The sequence below is a fragment of the Methylocystis silviterrae genome, assembly GCF_013350005.1.
Lineage (GTDB): Bacteria > Pseudomonadota > Alphaproteobacteria > Rhizobiales > Beijerinckiaceae > Methylocystis > Methylocystis silviterrae.
Genome location: NZ_JABVWW010000008.1, coordinates 19,464 through 36,379 on the forward strand (window position 1 = coordinate 19,464; position 16,916 = coordinate 36,379).

Below are 16,916 nucleotides of genomic sequence, written 5' to 3' on the forward strand. Positions count from 1 at the left end.
CTATTCTCGCTCGCGTACGCAGGCGGCGTCCCGACAGTGATGGACGAAACGCCCGTTCGGCGCCACATGTCGCTGCATGCCTGAAATCGCGCCCGGCGCGTTCCACTATCCAAGCTTTCTCGACGCAGCGGCGCAAACGGCTCTGGCTGAAGAGATCGCAAAGGTCATCGCGGCCGCGCCGCTCTATGTCTCGACCATGCCAAAGACCGGCGCCCCAATGTCGGTGCGTATGACCAATTGCGGCGCGCTCGGCTGGGTCAGCGATAAGGAAGGGGGCTACCGCTACGCGCCGCGCCATCCCCAGACCGGGAATCCCTGGCCGGCGATGCCGCAAAGGCTTCTCGAATTTTGGAACGAGCTCACGCATTACGACAAGCCGCCTGAAGCCTGTCTCGTGAACGTCTATGACGAAACGGCGCGCATGGGCCTTCATCAGGATAAGGATGAATCCGATTTCGCCGCGCCGATTCTCTCTTTGTCGCTTGGCGCAGACTGCCGCTTTAAGCTTGGCGGAACGCGGCGCGGCGATCGCGCCAAGGCGTTCGCGCTGTCGTCCGGAGACGCGCTCGTGCTCTCTGGACCCGCGAGGATGCGCTATCACGGCGTGGAGAGGATTCTGCCGACGATCAACAGGCCTTTGCCGGAAGCGCTGGCGGCGCTCGGCGTTCGCGTCAATTTGACGCTTCGGCGCGTCACTTAAGCCTCGGGTTCAGCGGGCGTTCACCGCTTCCGGGATAATGTCCCGAGCAGTGAACGTAAACTCCGGCGTAGTTGTCTTGAAAGCCGGCTTCGTTGTAGTTTGCAACCCGTCTAAAGAGCGTCGGCGAGGCGCCAATATTTGGCCGGGCGCATTTAATAAGGGCGGGCGCGTCGCGAACGCCGATGAGGAAAGGAACAAGGATGAAGACTATTTCCCTGCTGACGTTCGCCGCGAGCGTCGCTTTCGCCGCATCCGCAGGCCAGGCTCTCGCCGCTGGCGATCCAGCTGCGGGCGAAAAAACCTTCGCGAAGTGCAAAGCCTGCCATCAGGTCGGTGAAACCGCCAAGAACGCCGTCGCGCCTCATCTCAACGGCATCGACGGCCGCAAGGCGGGCTCCGTCGAGGGCTACAACTATTCCGAGGCTGACAAGAATTCCGGCATCGTCTGGGACGAGGCCAGCTTCAAGGAGTTCATCAAGAATCCGAAGGCGAAGATTCCCGGCACCAAGATGATCTTCCAAGGCCTGCCCAACGATGCGGACCAGGAGAACGTGTGGGCCTATCTCGTTCAGTTCGGCCCCGACGGCAAGAAGAAGTAAGCGCGCATCATCTGACGTGACGTTTCTGGCGGTCCTGTTCTCAGGGCCGCCTTTTTGTTGCGCTCCTGCATGGGAGAAGAATCAGGCGCGGGGCTCAAGGCTCAGGCTATGTCGAAAATACAACAGTCAACAAAAGTGACGATTTCGTCTTTGAAAGAGTTCCAGTAAAAAATCGCTTTGGTGTCGTAATTTAGCAACACTCAGTTACAATCAGAAACAATACTTGGAAGCCTTCCATGCTAGCCCCTTGTCGTAATTGACAGTTTTTAAAGACAAACCTTAACCATTGCCTAATCGCGATATGAACCGCGCGGAAGGGGCAGATATGATTCCAAAACAATTGCTGTCGGTGCAGACACTCTCCTCCCTGGGTGCGGCGTTTGACCGGACGACAGGCGCGGCTTCGGTCGGCGCCCTAACTCTTGCCGCTGCGCTGACGCCCACGCTTCCTGCTCTCGCGCAATCCCAATCCGGGCCCCTGCCGCCGATACGGGTCGAGGCGCCGCCGGAGAAACCCCGCGCGGTCCCCCAGGCGAAGCCGAAGCCTGTCGCTTCGCAGGCGCGCTCCGCGAGCGGCGCCCAAAAGTTGCCCCCCATCGACGTTGGAGGCGCACGGCGCAGCGCTCGGGTCGCGCCCGTGCGCTCCGCCTTGGTCACAGGGTCTGCCGTTTCAAGCGGGACTGTCGGAGCGACCTCGACCGGCGCGGGCAGCGCGGCCTTCGCTGCGGCTGTCGCCAATGTCGGCCGTAACCCGACAGACGTTCATGGCTACTTCGCAGGGAGAATGTCGACCGCGACGAAGACCAACACGCCGATCCTCGACATACCCCAGTCGGTCACAGTTCTGACGCGCCAGCAGCTCGACGATCGCAACAGTCTCGCCCTGGAAAATGCGCTGGCCTACGTTCCCGGCGTCACGGTGCAGCAGGGCGAACGAAACCGCGATCAGGTCACCATTCGCGGACAGACCACAAGTGCGGATTTCTACATCGACGGAATCCGCGACGACGCGGAATACTATCGCGATCTCTATAACATCCAGGCAGTCGAAGTGATCAAGGGCCCCAGCGCGCTGATCTTCGGCCGCGGCGGCGGCGGCGGCGTCGTCAACCGCGTCACCAAGAAAGCCGACGGCGAAACGATAAATGAATTACGGGTCGTTGGCGGCAGCTTCGGACGCAAGCGTGTCACCGCCGATTTCGGGCGGGCGGTCACCGATACGATCGCCGTGCGTCTCAACGCCCTTTACGAACAGTCCTACGGTTATCGCGACTTCGACAAGCTCGAGCGCTGGGGCGTCAATCCGGCGCTGTCATGGAAGCCTTTCGAGAACACTTTCGTGCTGTTCAATTACGAGCATTTCCGCGATCGACGGACCGCGGATCGCGGCGTGCCGTCATTCGGCGGTTTCCGGTTCCTCGGAGAAAACATTTATCCGGGCTATCCATTGCCGACCCCACGATCGGCCTTCTTCGGCGTCGGCAATCCGTCCGTGCGTGACGTCAACTACGCCAGGACCAACATGGATCGCGCCGCTCTCGTGATCGATCATACGACTGAATTCGGGTTGAACATCCGTAATCAGCTCGCCTGGGCGAATTATGACAAGCTATATCAGAACACATTCCCGGATCAGACGCTGGGCCAGTTGTCGCAACAACTCAACCCCGCGCTGAACGGGCTAAGCCCGATCACGATCACGCCGGTGGGCGTCGCGCGACTCGACGGTTACGTCGCGCCGACGCCGCGACGCAATATCTTCAACCAGACGGACTTGACCTATAAATTCGCTATGACCCCCGATATCCGTCACACGCTGGTCGTGGGGACGGAGTTTGGCAATCAATGGACCTTTACCGGAAGAGACATCTCGCGATTCAACAACCCTCTCAACGGGCCGCGAAGGCTCACGACTCCGTTCTGGGCCCCCACCGTTTACGCGCCGGTCTTCTTCACCAACTACTTTGATACGGCGACGCGGCGCTGGAACACGAACCTCGACATTGGCTCTGCCTATGTCCAGGACCAGATCGAGGTGACCAAATATTTCGATGTTCTCGCTGGCGTAAGATTCGACAGCTTCCACATGAGGTTCAATGACGGGATCACGCTCGAGAACCAGAGCCGCCTCGACAACAAATGGTCGCCGAGATTCGGTCTGATTTTCAAACCCTTGGACATCGTCTCTTTCTACGGAGCCTATTCGCGCTCGTTCCTGCCGCAATCGGGCGATCAGTTCAATCAGCTGCCGAGGACGGCCGCGAGCCTGGCGCCGCAGGGCTTTGAAAATGTTGAATTCGGCTTCAAGGCGCAGCTCCTGCCGACGCTGTTGTTCACGGGCGCGATCTATCAATTGAACCGTTCGAACCAGGCATTGACGCTAACTGCGCTAACCTCCGTTCTCGCCAATACGCGCACGCAGGGCGCCGAACTCGGTCTCGTCGGCAATATGACCGACGAATGGCAGGTCTCGCTTGGATACGGATATCAGGACGCGCGCGTCGTATCGACCGATCGCGGTTTCAATCCGCGGCAGCCCTTTCTCACGGATGTCGGCAAGGTCAATCCGTCGGTTCCGAGAAACACTTTCTCGTATTGGAACCGTTACGATTTGTCTTCGTTCGTTGGCGGGGGTCCCGGCGTTCTCGGATTGGGCGCCGGCGTGATCTATGCTTCGAGCTTCTATCCGTCTCTCGACAACAGGGTGATCGTGCCCGGTTACGCGCGCATTGACGGCGCGCTTTTTGTGAAGGTGACGGAAAACATCTCCGGCCAGCTCAACATCGAGAACCTGACCGGCGCCTACTACTACGCCTCGGCGCACAACAACAACAACATCATGCCCGGCGCCCCGCGCTCGGCCTATGTCACTCTCAATGCGAGGTTCTAGCCAGCGAAACATTGTCTGCCCGCGGGGTGGCTTGCATGGCCGCCTTTGGAGCCTGTGAAAATCCTAGCTCGACGCCGCGCAAGCGTGCGGCGCCGGGTTAAAGCTCTTGCGCCGCGCCCCCTGGTCCTGCACCTAGGACGCCGTGACTCGCAAACCCGACGAAATATCCGCCGATCTGATGCAGCCGCTGGCGACTCTGCCCGTGTTCTACGCGCTTGCCGGGCGGCGCGCGCTCGTCATCGGCGGCGGCGAAGCGGCAGCCTGGAAAGTCGACTTGGCGGCCGCGACCGGCGCGCAGGTCGACGTTTTTGCGCCTGCGCCCTGTGACAAGCTGCGCGAGATCGGAGCGGCGCGCGACAACGTCGCCATTCACAAGCGCGCCGTCGAGCCCAACGATTTCGCCGGCGCCGCGATGGCGCTTGGCGCGATCGAGGACGACGCGCTCGCGCGTCAGGTTCACGAATGGGCGCGCGCGGCCGGCGTGCCGCTCAATCTCGCCGATCGGCCTGCGCTCAGCGATTTCATTATGGGCGCCATCGTCAATCGCTCGCCGCTCGTGATCGGCGTTTCGACCGGCGGCGCATCGCCGGTTTTCGCACAGGCGGTGCGCGGCCGAATCGAGACGCTGGTGCCCGCGACGTTCCAGGCCTGGACGCGCGCGGCGCAGGCCTGGCGGCCGCTCGTGCGCGCGTCCGGACTCGACTTTCTGGCGCGCCGCGATTTCTGGCGCCGCTTCACGCGGCTCGCCTTCCGCGACATCGAGCGCGCGCCGCAAGAGGACGACCGCGCGGCGCTGATCGAAGAGGCGCGCGCCGGCGCCGAGGCCACGGCGCGCGGGCGCGTCACGCTTGTCGGGGCAGGGCCCGGCGATCCGGAGCTGCTGACGCTGAAGGGCATGCGCGCGCTCGCCGGCGCCGACGTCGTGCTCTTCGACGATCTCGTTCCCGCGAGCATTCTCGATCTCGCTCGCCGCGAAGCGACACGGATCAACGTTGGCAAGCGCGGCTACGCGCCCTCGGTGCGGCAGGAAGAAATCAGCGCGCTGCTTGTCCAGCTCGCGCGGGAGGGCAAGAACGTCGTGCGGCTAAAAGGCGGAGACCCGCTCATTTTCGGTCGCGCCAATGAGGAAATCGCCGCATTACGCGACGCAGGCTTCTCCATAGAGATCGTGCCTGGCGTGACCGCCGCCTGCGCCGGCGGCGCTGCGATCAGCAAGTCGCTGACGAGCCGGGAGACGGCCCGGCGTTTGCAATTCATTACGGCGCACACGAAGGACGGCGAATTTCCCGAGGACTTCGATTGGGGCGCGCTCGCCGACGAACGCGCGACGACGGCCGTCTACATGGGCAACCGCACGCTGCCGGAATTGTCGCGTCGTCTGCTGAAGGAGGGCATGTCGCATGATACGCCCGCTTTCCTCATTGAACGCGCTTCCACGCCGCACGAGCGGGTGGTCAAGGGCACGATCGCGGATTTGCCGGGTAAAGCGGCGGAACAGACCATCGTCGGGCCGGTGATGGTTCTGATCGGCTGGGCGCTGGCGGAGAAGTGATTCAGCGCTATTGTTGGGCAAGAAGCGCGAGCGGAGATGCGATATGGCCTTCACGAGACGATCCGCGCTGCTTGCGTCGGGGCTCGGCTTGCTGTCCCCCAAAGCGCTCGCCAAGGCCAACTCCAAACCGTCGCCCGTTCGCGAGCCGACCCAAAATCATCTGAACGAACTCAACGGGCTCGTCGTCGACGTCATGAAAAAAACCGGCGTGCCGGGGATGTCGGTCGCCGTCGTCTCGCCCGATCGCGTGCTCTATTTGAAAGGCTTCGGCGTGCGCCGCGCAGGCGCCGCCGAACGCGTCGACCCCGACACGGTCTTCCAGCTCGCTTCGCTTTCCAAACCACTCTCCACGACGGCTGTCGCGAGCCTCGTCGGAGAGGGCGTCGTCTCGTGGGATCATCCGATCGTGCGGAGCCTGCCGGAATTCGCGATGAGCGATCCGTGGGTCACGCGCGAGATCACGCTGCGCGACATGTTCTGCCATCGCAGCGGACTACCCGACCATGCCGGCGACCTTGTCGAAGACATCGGCTACGACCGCAATGAAATCATTCGCCGGTTGCGCTACATCAAACCGGACACGAGCTTTCGCACGCATTACGCGTACAACAATATGGGGTTTTCGGCGGCGGGTTTCGCGGCGGCGGACGTTGCAGGAAAGTCCTGGGAAGATATTTGCGACGAACATCTGTACAGGCCGCTTGGCATGGCGAACGCCAGTTCGCACCACGCAGATTTCGCCGCGCGTAGGAACCGCGCATTCGGCCATGTGCGCCGCGGCGACAGATGGGTGGTCGGCGAACAGCGTGATCCTGACGCCCAGGCGCCGGCGGGCGGCGCGTCGGCGTCGGCGCGCGACATGGCGACATGGGTGCGGATGCAGCTCGGACGCGGCGCCCTCGACGGCCGCGAGATCGTCAAGCCGGAGGCGCTCGCAGACACGCATTTCCCGCAGATCGCCACAGGACCCGCCCATGACCCGATGCGCGGACCGACCTTTTACGGCCTGGGTTGGGACATTGACTATGGCGGTCCGGCGCGGGTGCGCTGGAGCCATTCGGGCGCCTTCTCTCTTGGCGCCTCGACCTGCGTCTATGTCATGCCGGTGGAGCGATTCGGCATTGTCGTGCTCAGCAATTCCGCGCCGGTCGGCGCGCCAGAAACCATCTGCCGCAGCTTCCTCGATATCGTCCTGACGGGGAAGATCGAACGGGACTGGCTCGCGCTCTTTGGCGAGGCTTTTGCGCAGATGGCGGTCCCCGCATACGGTCGAGACGCTGATTACGCCAAGCCGCTCGCCAGCGCGCCGGCGCGCGCGTCGCGCGCGACATATGTCGGCGACTACCGCAATGAGCTTTACGGACCCATCGGGGTCGTCGAATCGGCCGACGGGCTTTCGCTGACCCTTGGCCCCACGCCCACGCCCTATCCGCTGCGTCACTATTCAGACAACATTTTCACCTTTCAGCCTCCGGGAGAAAACGCCAGCGGGGTCAGTCCGGTAAGGTTTTCTCGCAGCGGCGGCGAGAAGGCGAGCGCCGTCGCCATCGACTATTTCAACGCGAACGGTCAGGGCGTTTTCGTGCGCAGCTGAGTCGATAGAAGCGACAGCAAATGTTCTTCATCCGGCTTTGCCGCGACAAGGGTTTGCAAGCCGAGTTTACGAAGCGGCGCCGCGACATGTTCCGACAGCGCGACATGAGTCATGTCGCGCAATGCATCGGCGACGCCGGCAGCCTGCGCGAGCTGCAGGAAGATCTCCGCGCTGCGCCGGGAATAGTGCAGGGCGGCGGTGACGCGCCGCGCGGCGATGGCGGCTAAGGCCTCGGCGGTCAGCGCCCGCGCCGCCCGCGCTTCGTAAACTTCGACCGTGTGGACCTCGAGGCCCGCGGCGCGCAGGCCCGCCTCCAGAATCGGCTGTCGGTCGCGCCCGGCCAGATAAAGGAAATGCGCCGGACGCCGATAGCGTTCGAGGAGACGCGGAAGAATGGCTTCGGCGTTCCCGGCGACAATATCTGGTTGGAAGCCACGCGCGCGCGCCGCTTCGGCGGTTTTCTCGCCAACGGCGTGCAGCGGCGCCGCTCTGAGCTGGCGCGCATCGCCGGCGAACTCGACGCCTTTCGCGCTCGTCACGATGACGGCGTCATACTCACCGCAAGGAATGCTCGCGTCCGTGGCGGCGAATTCCAGCACAGGAGAGATTACGGCGACGCAATCCAGCGCCTGCAGCTTCCCCGCCGTGCGCGCGGCGTCTGTCGCCGCGCGCAGCACCAGGATCGGCGTCACATAAGCCCCGCGACGCCATGCGGCAGGCGCAGCAGGATTTCCTTGCCGGCGTCCGCGCCGATCAGCGCGGCGTCAATCGCGAGGCCGTGGCGGCGCACGACATAGGCTTCCGCGCCGTCGGCTCTGAGCACTTCGCCGACGAAGGACAGTTCGGCGCCGTGAACCTGCGCATGGCCGGCGATCGGCGTGCGGCAAGACCCATCGAGCGCCGCAAGGAAGGCGCGTTCGGCGGCGAGCGCGAAGCCGGTCGCTTCGTCGAAGAGCGGCGCGAGCAGATCGCGCGTGGCGTCGTCGCCGGCCCGCCGCGTGAGGCCAATCGCGCCCTGTCCGCAAGCGGGCGGAAACTCTTCCAAGGAAAGCAGCGCCGTCGCACGATCGGCGAGACCCAGCCGCTTCAATCCCGCGAGAGCGAGGAGGGTCGCGTCGATCTCTCCGTTCTCAACTTTCTTCAGACGAGTCTCGACATTGCCGCGAAGCAGCGTCGTCTCGAGGTCGGGTCGTCGGCGCTTCACCTGCGCGGCGCGGCGCAGCGAGGCGGTTCCGACAACGGCGCCGGCAGGAAGCGCTTCGAGCGCGAGACCGCCGCGCGATATCCAGGCGTCGCGCGCATCCTCTCGCGGCAGATAGCCGGCGATGACGATCTCGCTTGGCAAATGCGTCGGCAGATCCTTCGATGAATGCACGGCGAGATCAATCGCGCCGGCGATGAGCGCTGAATCGAGCTCTTTAGTAAAAAGCCCCTTGCCCCCTGATTCAGAGAGAGGCCGATCCTGGATCTGGTCGCCCGTCGTGCGGATGATCTCGATCGGGAAATCCGCTTCGCTTCCGCCATGCGCGCGCATCAACGCCGCGCGGACCATATGGGTCTGGGCGAGGGCGAGCGGACTGCCGCGCGTTCCAATGCGAAGGGAAGGAGGAGAGGTCATTATCCGCCGCCGTTATCCGCGCGACTATAGGCGGGAGCGCGCGAAGGGCAAGCGGAAGCAGCGTGGCGACGGCATTCCGCGAAAAGCGAACGTCCGCTCGTCGGAGCGGACGTTCCTTTTTAGCTCCGCGAGCGTACTCTACGCGCCTCGCGGAATGCTAATCGATCACCACCAGCCAAACAGGCCGCTGCCGATGCCCGCGCCAAGACCTGCGCCGAGGCCGAGACCCGCGCCGAGTCCTGCGCCAAGCAGGCCGCCGCCGCCATATCCGTAATAGCCCGGGGCGCCGCCCCAACCATAATAGGACGGCCAGGCGGAGCCGTAATAGCCGGCGCCACCGTAGCCATAATAGCCAGGCCGATAGCAGCGGGAGTAGCGAATCGGACGATACGCGTAGCCCCAATAGGTGTGGCGCACCGGACGATACGCGTAGCCCCAATAGGTGTGGCGCACCGGACGCGCGTAACCCCAGTGAGTTCCGCCGCAGTGCCGATGCCAGCCGTAATGGGCCCGGCAGTAGCGCGCTTCGGCCAGACTCGTGGAGCCGATCACGGCGGCCATCGCAATCGTGGACGTTAACGCCAAGGCCTTAATTTTGTTCGACGCCATTTTCACCTCCATACAGTTTAGATCGAGAGCAACCTCAACCGGGACGCTAATTACCTCTTCGCCTTAGCCATAATTCTACTCAGCTCAAGATATGTGCGTCGTTGGAGGAGCAACGATCTGCTGACCCAACTTGTATCAATCGAGATCGTGTCAAGAGGGATGCCAACGAATTCTTAGAAATTTAATGGAGCCATCTTTAGCGCTGCGTTAGTATACGTCGATATGACGAAACAGCTAAGAATTATTGATGTAAGCCCTTTGTTAAACACAATTTTCCAACTTCCCGCCGTACGGCGGTATAAGCTTCGTTCCGCCGGTGAGGGTTCAGCGGCGCGGCTTTCTTGCGCAGGGAGTTCGCATGCGCGTTTTGGGCATTGAAACCACTTGCGATGAGACCGCGGTCGCGGTCGTGTCCGAGCGGCTTGGCGGCGAAGGCGGAGAGATCCTTTCCAATGAGGTGTTGAGCCAGATCGCCCGCCACGCCGCCTATGGCGGCGTCGTTCCTGAAATCGCGGCAAGAGCCCATATCGATGTCCTCGACCGACTGATCAGGCGCGCGCTGGAGCGGGCCAAGACCGAGGCGAAGGACCTCGATGCGGTCGCCGCAGCGGCTGGTCCGGGACTGATCGGCGGCGTTCTCGTCGGGCTCACGGCGGGCAAGGCCTTGGCGCTCGCCTTGGGCAAACCATTCATCGCCGTTAATCATCTGGAAGCCCACGCGCTGACCGCACGGCTCACGGACCGCCTGGACTTTCCCTTTCTGGCGCTCCTCATCTCCGGCGGGCACACGCAGATCGTCGCGGTGAAGGCCATCGGCGACTACCGCCGGCTTGGATCCACCGTCGACGACGCTGCCGGCGAGGCCTTCGACAAAGTCGCCAAAATGCTGGAGCTGCCGTATCCAGGCGGCCCGCAAATCGAGAAGCTGGCGCTTGAAGGCGACGCGCGGCGATTCGAATTTCCGCGGCCGATGCTTGGCCGCGAAGGGGCCGACTTTTCCCTCTCTGGCCTCAAGACAGCGGTGCGGCAGGAAATCCTCAGATTGCAGACGCTGAGCGAAAGGGACGTCAAGGATCTCGCAGCCTCTTTCCAGGCTGCGATCGTCGACGTGATCGTGGATCGGGTGCGCTCCGGCGTGCGCCTCTTTACGGCAAGCGAGGGGCGAGCGCCGCAAGGCCTTGTGATCGGCGGCGGGGTCGCGGCTAACGGCGCCATTCGCCGCGCGCTCATGCGGCTTTGCGCCGAAAGCGGGCTGCGGTTCATTTCGCCGCCGGCGGCGCTCTGCTCTGACAATGGCGCGATCATCGCCTGGACCGGTCTCGAGCGCTTAAAGCGCGGATTGACCGATGACCTCGACTTTGCGCCGCGGCCGCGATGGCCGCTCGACGCCGCGCCGAGCCGATCGCACCACGGCAAGGCTTGAGGCGCGGTTTGATGCGGCTCCTTTTTTCAGCGGCGCTTGCGGCCATGACGCTTGCGCCAACGCCGCAGCCGGCCGGACTGCTCGCAGAAGAGCCGACCTTCGCGGGCGTGCGCGTGTTCTACGGGCCCGGCGACGGTTTCGGCGCGGTCGACGGGCGGCTGATCAACGACGCGCGCCGCTCGATCGACATGGCCGCCTATGTTCTGACCGACCGCTCTCTGACGACGGCGCTCGGCCGCGCGGCCATGCGCGGCGTCAAGGTGCGGATCTATCTCGACGGCGAGGAAATGCGGCGCGGCGCGTCCGTGATCGAGGAAATCGCCGACGCCCCGAACGTCGAAGTGCGCCGCAAAGGCCGCTCGCGTGATCTGATGCATCTGAAATCGTATCAGGTGGACGGTCGCGTCTTGCGCAGCGGCTCCGCGAATTTCAGCGTCTCCGGCGAAGTCTATCAGGACAATGATTTGATCGTGATCGAGAGCCCACAGGCCGCGGCGCGGTTTCATCAAACTTTTGAAAGGCTGTGGTCGCGTCCGGACAATCAGCGGATCGGCATGCGATGACGCGCGCGACTGTCGCTGTTCTCGGCGCCGGCGCTTGGGGCGTCGCCCTCGCCAATGTCGCCGCGCAAGGCCGCGCACGCGTGCCCTTATGGGCGCACGATCCTCAAGCCGCCGAAGCCCTGGCGCGCGACCGCGAGAACACGCGCCGATTGCCGGGTCTGCCGCTTGCCGCCGCCGTCGCCCCGACGAGCGACATTTCCGTCGTACGTGAGGCGGAAATCGTACTCGCCGTCACGCCCGCACAAGCGATCCGCATGACCGCGCGCGCCGCGCGGCCGCATATGCGCGAGCGCGCCGCCTTTGTGATTTGCGCCAAGGGGATCGAACGCGACCGGCGCAAGTTCCTGAGCGAAGTCGCGAAGGAAGAACTGCCCCAAGCCGACGTCGCCGTGCTCTCGGGACCAAGCTTCGCGGCGGACGTATGCAGAGGATTGCCGACGGCGGTGACTCTCGCGGCGCATGACGAAACGCTAGCCCGGCGCTTGAGTGAAGAGCTTTCGACGAAGACGTTTCGGCTTTATCGCTCGACCGACGTGCGCGGCGCCGAGATCGGCGGCGCAGCGAAAAACGTTCTCGCCATCGCCGCAGGAATGAGCCACGGCCGCGGGCTCGGCGCGAGCGCGCAGGCGGCGCTCATCGCACGCGGATTTGCCGAGCTGATGCGTCTCGGGCGCGCGTTGGGCGCGCGTCAAGAGACGTTGATGGGTCTTTCAGGATTGGGCGATCTCGTGCTCACCTGCGGATCGGCGCAATCGCGCAACTTTGCGCTTGGCGAAGCGCTGGGGCAGGGAAAGTCGGTGGAAGACGCCACGCATGGCAAGCTTGCGGAGGGCGCCTTTACAGCGCGCGTCATGGTGGAAATGGCGCGCGCGCATGACGTCGAGCTGCCGATCGCCGAGGCCGTTGACGCCATTCTTTCCTCACGGCTAAGCGTCGACGGCGCCATCGAAGCGCTGCTGATGCGTCCACTCAAAGCCGAAGACTGATCGCCGACTATCTCGAGTCCAGGATCTCGCGCATCTTCATCGCCAGCTGCTCCAAAGTGAACGGTTTGGTGAGCAGCTTGACGTCCTTGTCAAGAACGCCATTGTGCACGATCGCATTGCGCGTATAGCCGGTGATGAACAGAACGCGCAGGCTGTGTCTGCGAAACACCGCCTCGCGCGCGAGACGGGCGCCGTCCATATCGGGCATAACCACATCCGTGACCATCAGCGCGATGTCGGCGCGACGGCGAATAATGTCGATCGCCGCATGTCCGTTCTCGGCCTCCAGAACCGAATAGCCCAATTCTCGCACACCCTGCGCGGTCACCCGGCGCGCCGTGTCGTCATCTTCGACGATGAGCACAAGTTCTTCCGGCCTTCCAAGCGGAAGTTCGAGAGGCCGAGGCGGCGGTAGGGGCAGTTCGGCGGGCGCTTCGACGTGACTGAAGCGCGGCAGATAGAGCTTGATGCAGGTTCCGTGTCCGGGCTCGGAATAGATTTTGACCTGACCGCCAGACTGTTTGACGAATCCATGGACCTGCGAAAGGCCGAGTCCGGTGCCCTTGCCTGCGGGCTTCGTGGTGAAGAACGGATCGAACGCTTGCGACAAGACCTCGGGCGGCATGCCTTGACCCGTGTCGGTCACGGCGATCATCACATATTGGCCAGGGGCCACTTCGATGTTTTCGCTGGCGTAGGCGTCGTCAAGATAGCAGTTGGCCGTCTCGATCGTCAGCTTGCCGCCATCCGGCATGGCGTCGCGCGCGTTGACCGCGAGATTGACGATGGCGCTTTCCAATTCGTGCTGATCGATTTTTGTCGCCCACAGGCCGCCGGCGAGAACGGTTTCGAGTTCGATCTTCTCGCCGAGGGTTCGGCGCACCATGTCCGAAACGCTGGAGACGAATTTGTTGGGGTCGAGCGGGCGCGGCGACAAAGGCTGGCGGCGCGAGAATGCCAGGAGCCTGCGCACCATGGCGGCGGCGCGATCGGCGCCGTCCATCGCTGAATCGATCAGTTGAACATAATCTCCGTTCGAATCCCCAAGCTTCCGTCGCAGCAGATGCAGACTCGCGACGATGACGCCGAGCATATTGTTGAAGTCATGCGCGATGCCGCCCGTCAGGTGGCCGAGCGCTTCGAGTTTTTGCGACTGCCGCAACTGCGACTCGAGCGCTTCGCGGCGCGTCGTTTCCCCAATCAATTGGTCGTAGGCGGTCTTTAACGAGTCGCGTGACATTTGCAGCGCGTGCATCTGCTTTTGCGCATTGAGAAGCGAAAATGCGCCAAGCGCGAAGATTATGCCGCCGAGCGCCCAAACGGCCGCGTCAAACTCGCCGCCGGCCGCGTTGAGTTCGCGCTCGCGCTCCTCGCTGAGATTGTGCTCATTTTCAGTCATCGTGTCGATGATGGCGTGGAGCCGGTCCATCAGCGCCTTTCCGCGCCCGGACTTGACGAGCTGCACGGCCTTGTCGACCCGGAGCGCGCGCATATCGGCGATCGCTTCATCGATGATCTCGACCCTTGCGCCAAGCAGCGGCCGCATTTCCGCGACAGCCTCGAGCTGCTTGGGATTGTCTCTTACGCTCTCGGAAAGGCGATCGACGACGACGGGCAGTTTGCGCACCGCTTCGGCGCAGGCGTCGAGATAGCGTTCGTCTTGAGTGATGATAAAACCGCGCTGACCGCTCTCGGCGGCCTGCAGCAGTCCATAAAGCTGATAAAGATCGCTTTGCACCTGAATAGTGTGGCGCAGCCATGCGCCAGCTGTGTGGCGCTGGAATTCAGCGCGCACGGCCACATAGCTGGCAAGCGCAAGCACCGCGAATCCGAGCGCTATGCCAAACAGTCCAGAAGCGACGAATTTACGTGTCGGAGACATTTTGTTCCGGCGACTGGATGGACGGCGCGCCACTCTACGACGCACGTCCTAAATGCGAAAGGTTCAGGGGACCTGTCGCACTGCGCCTTTGGCCGCGCTCGTCGTCATCGAGGCGTAGGCGCGCAGCGCCGTCGTGATTTTTCGAGGCCGCGCCTTGGCCGGAGCGAAGCCTTTCGCGGACTGTTCGGCGCGCCGCGTCGCCAGTTCGTCTTCGCTAACAGCGAGCGTAATCCGGCGCGCCGGAATGTCGATTTCAATCCTGTCGCCGTCCCGGACCAAGGCGATCGCGCCGCCCTCGGCCGCTTCGGGAGAGACGTGGCCGATCGAAAGCCCGGCCGTGCCGCCGGAAAATCTTCCGTCCGTCACCAGCGCGCAGGCCTTGCCGAGTCCCTTCGATTTCAAATAGCTCGTCGGATAGAGCATTTCCTGCATGCCGGGTCCGCCGCGCGGGCCTTCGTAGCGGATGACGACCACCTCGCCAGCCTTTACGTCGCCCGTCAAAATGCCCGACACCGCCGCGTCCTGACTCTCATAGACCTTGGCGGGGCCGGCGAATTTCAAGATCGAATCGTCAACGCCGGCCGTTTTCACGATGCAGCCGTCGAGGGCGAGATTGCCGGTGAGCACGGCGAGGCCGCCATCCTTGGAGAAGGCGTGCGCCGCGTCGCGTATCGTGCCTTTTTCGCGGTCGGCGTCGAGCTCCCGATATCGGCGGTCCTGACTGAACGCGACTTGCGTCGCAACCCCGCCCGGCGCGGCGCGAAAGAAGGTGCGCGCGGTTTCGCTCTGCGTGACGGCGATGTCCCAGCGCGCCACGGCGTCGCTGACCGAAGGACTGTGGACGGTCGGAAGCTCGCCGTGCAGCAAACCGGCGCGCAGCAACTCGCCGAGAATCGCGATGACGCCGCCGGCGCGATGCACGTCCTCAAGATGAACGTCGGGGGCGGAGGGCGCGACCTTGCATAGCACCGGCACCCGCCGCGACAGGCGGTCTATGTCGGCCATCGTGAAATCGACCTGCGCCTCATGCGCCGCCGCGAGAAGATGCAGCACAGTATTCGTCGAGCCGCCCATGGCGATGTCGAGCGTGATGGCGTTCTCGAAGGCTTCAAAACTCGCGATCGAACGCGGCAGCACGCTTTCGTCGTCCTGCTCATAGTAGCGGCGCGCGAGATCGACGATGAGATGGCCGGCTTCGACGAACAGGCGCCGGCGATCGACATGGGTCGCGAGAATCGAACCATTGCCGGGAAGCGACAGCCCCAGCGCCTCGGTCAGGCAGTTCATGCTGTTCGCCGTGAACATGCCCGAGCATGATCCGCAGGTCGGACAGGCCGAGCGCTCGATCGTGGCGACGTCCGCTTCGCTGACCGTGTCGTCCACGCCGGCGACGATCGCATCGACAAGATCGAGCGCGTGCTCCTTGCCAGCGAGCACGACTTTGCCGGCCTCCATGGGACCGCCGGAAACGAACACCGTCGGAATGTTGAGGCGCAGCGCCGCCATCAGCATGCCCGGCGTGATCTTGTCGCAATTCGAAATGCAGACCAGCGCGTCGGCGCAATGCGCATTGACCATGAATTCGACGCTGTCGGCGATGAGATCGCGCGAGGGCAGGGAATAGAGCATCCCGTCGTGGCCCATGGCGATTCCGTCATCGATCGCGATGGTGTTAAATTCCTTCGCGACGCCGCCGGCCTTTTCGATTTCGGCGGCGACGAGCTGGCCGAGATCCTTCAAATGCACATGGCCTGGAACGAATTGGGTGAAGGAATTGGCGACCGCGATGATCGGCTTGCCGAAATCCTCCTCCTTCATGCCTGTCGCGCGCCAGAGGCCGCGCGCGCCGGCCATGTTGCGGCCGTGGGTCGTCGTGCGTGAATGATAAGGAGGCATTGAACTCTCGCCGTCGCGAAGGCTCGTCGTTCGAGCCTTTCCAAAGACGACTATCGCAGCCAACGAACCGCCGCAACTGCGGTTGGAGCAGCCGAAGCCGCGGCTTTCGCAGCGTTTAGCCCTGCGCGTGCGCCGAGCAGGACAAGGTCAGCGTGGGCGCGAGCTGTTGCGCCCTGCATGACCTGAAGCGCGCGCTGCTTAAGCGGCGCGGCGCTCCGCCGACGGCGCCAATTTGCTGACGCAGTCTCGAATGGCGGCAATCGAAGCGAAGCTTTGCCGCCGGAGCATGGAGACTGGGAATTCGACGTCGAAGGCTTCTTCCAGCGCGAGCATCGTGCGGATGGCGGCAAAAGGCGTCAGCCCTGCGCTGTAGAGATCGTCCGAATCAGACAGATGTTCCACCGGGGTATGCAGACGGCCGTGCTCTTGCAGCAAACGGCGTATCTTATCAATCATCGATCCAACTCCAAGAGCTCCGCGGTTGAAGCGGGCTGCAGCGTTGTTGTCGCGATAAGCGCGAGGGTTTCCTAGCAACCTTAACTAGCGCGCCAAGGATTCGGGCGCCTCGCCTGAACGCAGGATGAATTCGCCGCGCGGGGTCGAG

General features: G+C 63.4%; 14 protein-coding genes. 8 read left to right on the forward strand and 6 right to left on the reverse strand.

Annotated elements, in window-relative coordinates; genetic code table 11:
• The first annotated feature begins 76 nt into the window (after positions 1-76).
• The 5 genes from HUN39_RS10820 (at position 77) to HUN39_RS10840 (ending at position 7,335) form a co-directional block, all read left to right on the forward strand.
• Positions 77-700, forward strand: coding sequence for an alpha-ketoglutarate-dependent dioxygenase AlkB (locus HUN39_RS10820; RefSeq protein ID WP_175094523.1), 624 nt, complete (start codon positions 77-79; stop codon positions 698-700).
• 200 nt (positions 701-900) lie between these two features.
• Positions 901-1,299: a cytochrome c-554 gene (locus HUN39_RS10825; RefSeq protein ID WP_175094524.1), complete on the forward strand. Its 399-nt coding sequence runs from the start codon at positions 901-903 to the stop codon at positions 1,297-1,299.
• 325 nt (positions 1,300-1,624) lie between these two features.
• On the forward strand, positions 1,625-4,189 hold the full coding sequence (locus HUN39_RS10830) for a TonB-dependent receptor (RefSeq protein ID WP_232366040.1): 2,565 nt from the start codon (positions 1,625-1,627) through the stop codon (positions 4,187-4,189).
• A gap of 142 nt (positions 4,190-4,331) precedes the next feature.
• Positions 4,332-5,741, forward strand: coding sequence for a siroheme synthase CysG (cysG, locus tag HUN39_RS10835; RefSeq protein WP_175094525.1), 1,410 nt, complete (start codon positions 4,332-4,334; stop codon positions 5,739-5,741).
• Positions 5,742-5,784: 43 nt separating this feature from the next.
• Positions 5,785-7,335: a serine hydrolase gene (locus tag HUN39_RS10840; RefSeq protein WP_175094526.1), complete on the forward strand. Its 1,551-nt coding sequence runs from the start codon at positions 5,785-5,787 to the stop codon at positions 7,333-7,335.
• Here the strand turns inward: HUN39_RS10840 and HUN39_RS10845 are convergent.
• The 3 genes from HUN39_RS10845 to HUN39_RS10855 all read right to left on the reverse strand — a co-directional run bounded on the left by HUN39_RS10845 (position 7,311) and on the right by HUN39_RS10855 (position 9,562).
• A complete protein-coding gene (locus tag HUN39_RS10845; protein WP_175094527.1) occupies positions 7,311-8,027 on the reverse strand; it encodes a uroporphyrinogen-III synthase in 717 nt (238 codons plus the stop codon). The two genes, HUN39_RS10840 and HUN39_RS10845, sit on opposite strands and share 25 nt — an antisense overlap.
• A complete protein-coding gene (gene hemC, locus HUN39_RS10850) occupies positions 8,024-8,953 on the reverse strand; it encodes a hydroxymethylbilane synthase (RefSeq protein ID WP_175094528.1) in 930 nt (309 codons plus the stop codon). The genes HUN39_RS10845 and hemC overlap by 4 nt, the downstream gene beginning before the upstream one ends.
• Positions 8,954-9,118: 165 nt before the next feature.
• Positions 9,119-9,562: a hypothetical protein gene (locus HUN39_RS10855; protein WP_232366041.1), complete on the reverse strand. Its 444-nt coding sequence runs from the start codon at positions 9,560-9,562 to the stop codon at positions 9,119-9,121.
• 358 nt (positions 9,563-9,920) lie between these two features.
• Here HUN39_RS10855 and tsaD point away from each other — a divergent pair, with 358 nt between their 5' ends.
• From tsaD to HUN39_RS10870, 3 genes are read left to right on the forward strand one after another with little or no spacing between them, the layout of a single operon-like run.
• A complete protein-coding gene (gene tsaD / locus HUN39_RS10860; RefSeq protein WP_175094530.1) occupies positions 9,921-10,985 on the forward strand; it encodes a tRNA (adenosine(37)-N6)-threonylcarbamoyltransferase complex transferase subunit TsaD in 1,065 nt (354 codons plus the stop codon).
• Between the two features lie 11 nt (positions 10,986-10,996).
• Complete coding sequence (locus HUN39_RS10865) at positions 10,997-11,548, forward strand: phospholipase D-like domain-containing protein (RefSeq protein ID WP_175094531.1); 552 nt, start codon at positions 10,997-10,999, stop codon at positions 11,546-11,548.
• On the forward strand, positions 11,545-12,534 hold the full coding sequence (locus HUN39_RS10870) for an NAD(P)H-dependent glycerol-3-phosphate dehydrogenase (RefSeq protein ID WP_175094532.1): 990 nt from the start codon (positions 11,545-11,547) through the stop codon (positions 12,532-12,534). The genes HUN39_RS10865 and HUN39_RS10870 overlap by 4 nt, the downstream gene beginning before the upstream one ends.
• 7 nt (positions 12,535-12,541) lie before the next feature.
• Here HUN39_RS10870 and HUN39_RS10875 read toward each other — a convergent pair whose 3' ends face one another.
• The 3 genes from HUN39_RS10875 to HUN39_RS10885 form a co-directional block, all read right to left on the reverse strand.
• Positions 12,542-14,416: a CHASE3 domain-containing protein gene (locus tag HUN39_RS10875; protein ID WP_175094533.1), complete on the reverse strand. Its 1,875-nt coding sequence runs from the start codon at positions 14,414-14,416 to the stop codon at positions 12,542-12,544.
• 63 nt (positions 14,417-14,479) lie between these two features.
• A complete protein-coding gene (gene ilvD, locus HUN39_RS10880; RefSeq protein WP_175094534.1) occupies positions 14,480-16,312 on the reverse strand; it encodes a dihydroxy-acid dehydratase in 1,833 nt (610 codons plus the stop codon).
• Positions 16,313-16,510: 198 nt separating this feature from the next.
• A complete protein-coding gene (locus HUN39_RS10885) occupies positions 16,511-16,768 on the reverse strand; it encodes an acyl carrier protein (protein WP_014889781.1) in 258 nt (85 codons plus the stop codon).
• Positions 16,769-16,916: the final 148 nt, after the last annotated feature.

Bases quoted from the DNA above. Each gene is read 5' to 3' on its own strand.
- HUN39_RS10820 (WP_175094523.1), top strand. From the start codon at position 77: ATGCCTGAAATCGCGCCCGGCGCGTTCCACTATCCAAGCTTTCTCGAC.
- HUN39_RS10825 (WP_175094524.1), top strand. From the start codon at position 901: ATGAAGACTATTTCCCTGCTGACGTTCGCCGCGAGCGTCGCTTTCGCC.
- HUN39_RS10830 (WP_232366040.1), top strand. From the start codon at position 1,625: ATGATTCCAAAACAATTGCTGTCGGTGCAGACACTCTCCTCCCTGGGT.
- HUN39_RS10840 (WP_175094526.1), top strand. From the start codon at position 5,785: ATGGCCTTCACGAGACGATCCGCGCTGCTTGCGTCGGGGCTCGGCTTG.
- hemC (WP_175094528.1), bottom strand. From the start codon at position 8,953: ATGACCTCTCCTCCTTCCCTTCGCATTGGAACGCGCGGCAGTCCGCTC.
- HUN39_RS10855 (WP_232366041.1), bottom strand. From the start codon at position 9,562: ATGGCGTCGAACAAAATTAAGGCCTTGGCGTTAACGTCCACGATTGCG.
- tsaD (WP_175094530.1), top strand. From the start codon at position 9,921: ATGCGCGTTTTGGGCATTGAAACCACTTGCGATGAGACCGCGGTCGCG.
- HUN39_RS10865 (WP_175094531.1), top strand. From the start codon at position 10,997: ATGCGGCTCCTTTTTTCAGCGGCGCTTGCGGCCATGACGCTTGCGCCA.
- HUN39_RS10870 (WP_175094532.1), top strand. From the start codon at position 11,545: ATGACGCGCGCGACTGTCGCTGTTCTCGGCGCCGGCGCTTGGGGCGTC.
- HUN39_RS10875 (WP_175094533.1), bottom strand. From the start codon at position 14,416: ATGTCTCCGACACGTAAATTCGTCGCTTCTGGACTGTTTGGCATAGCG.
- ilvD (WP_175094534.1), bottom strand. From the start codon at position 16,312: ATGCCTCCTTATCATTCACGCACGACGACCCACGGCCGCAACATGGCC.
- HUN39_RS10885 (WP_014889781.1), bottom strand. From the start codon at position 16,768: ATGATTGATAAGATACGCCGTTTGCTGCAAGAGCACGGCCGTCTGCAT.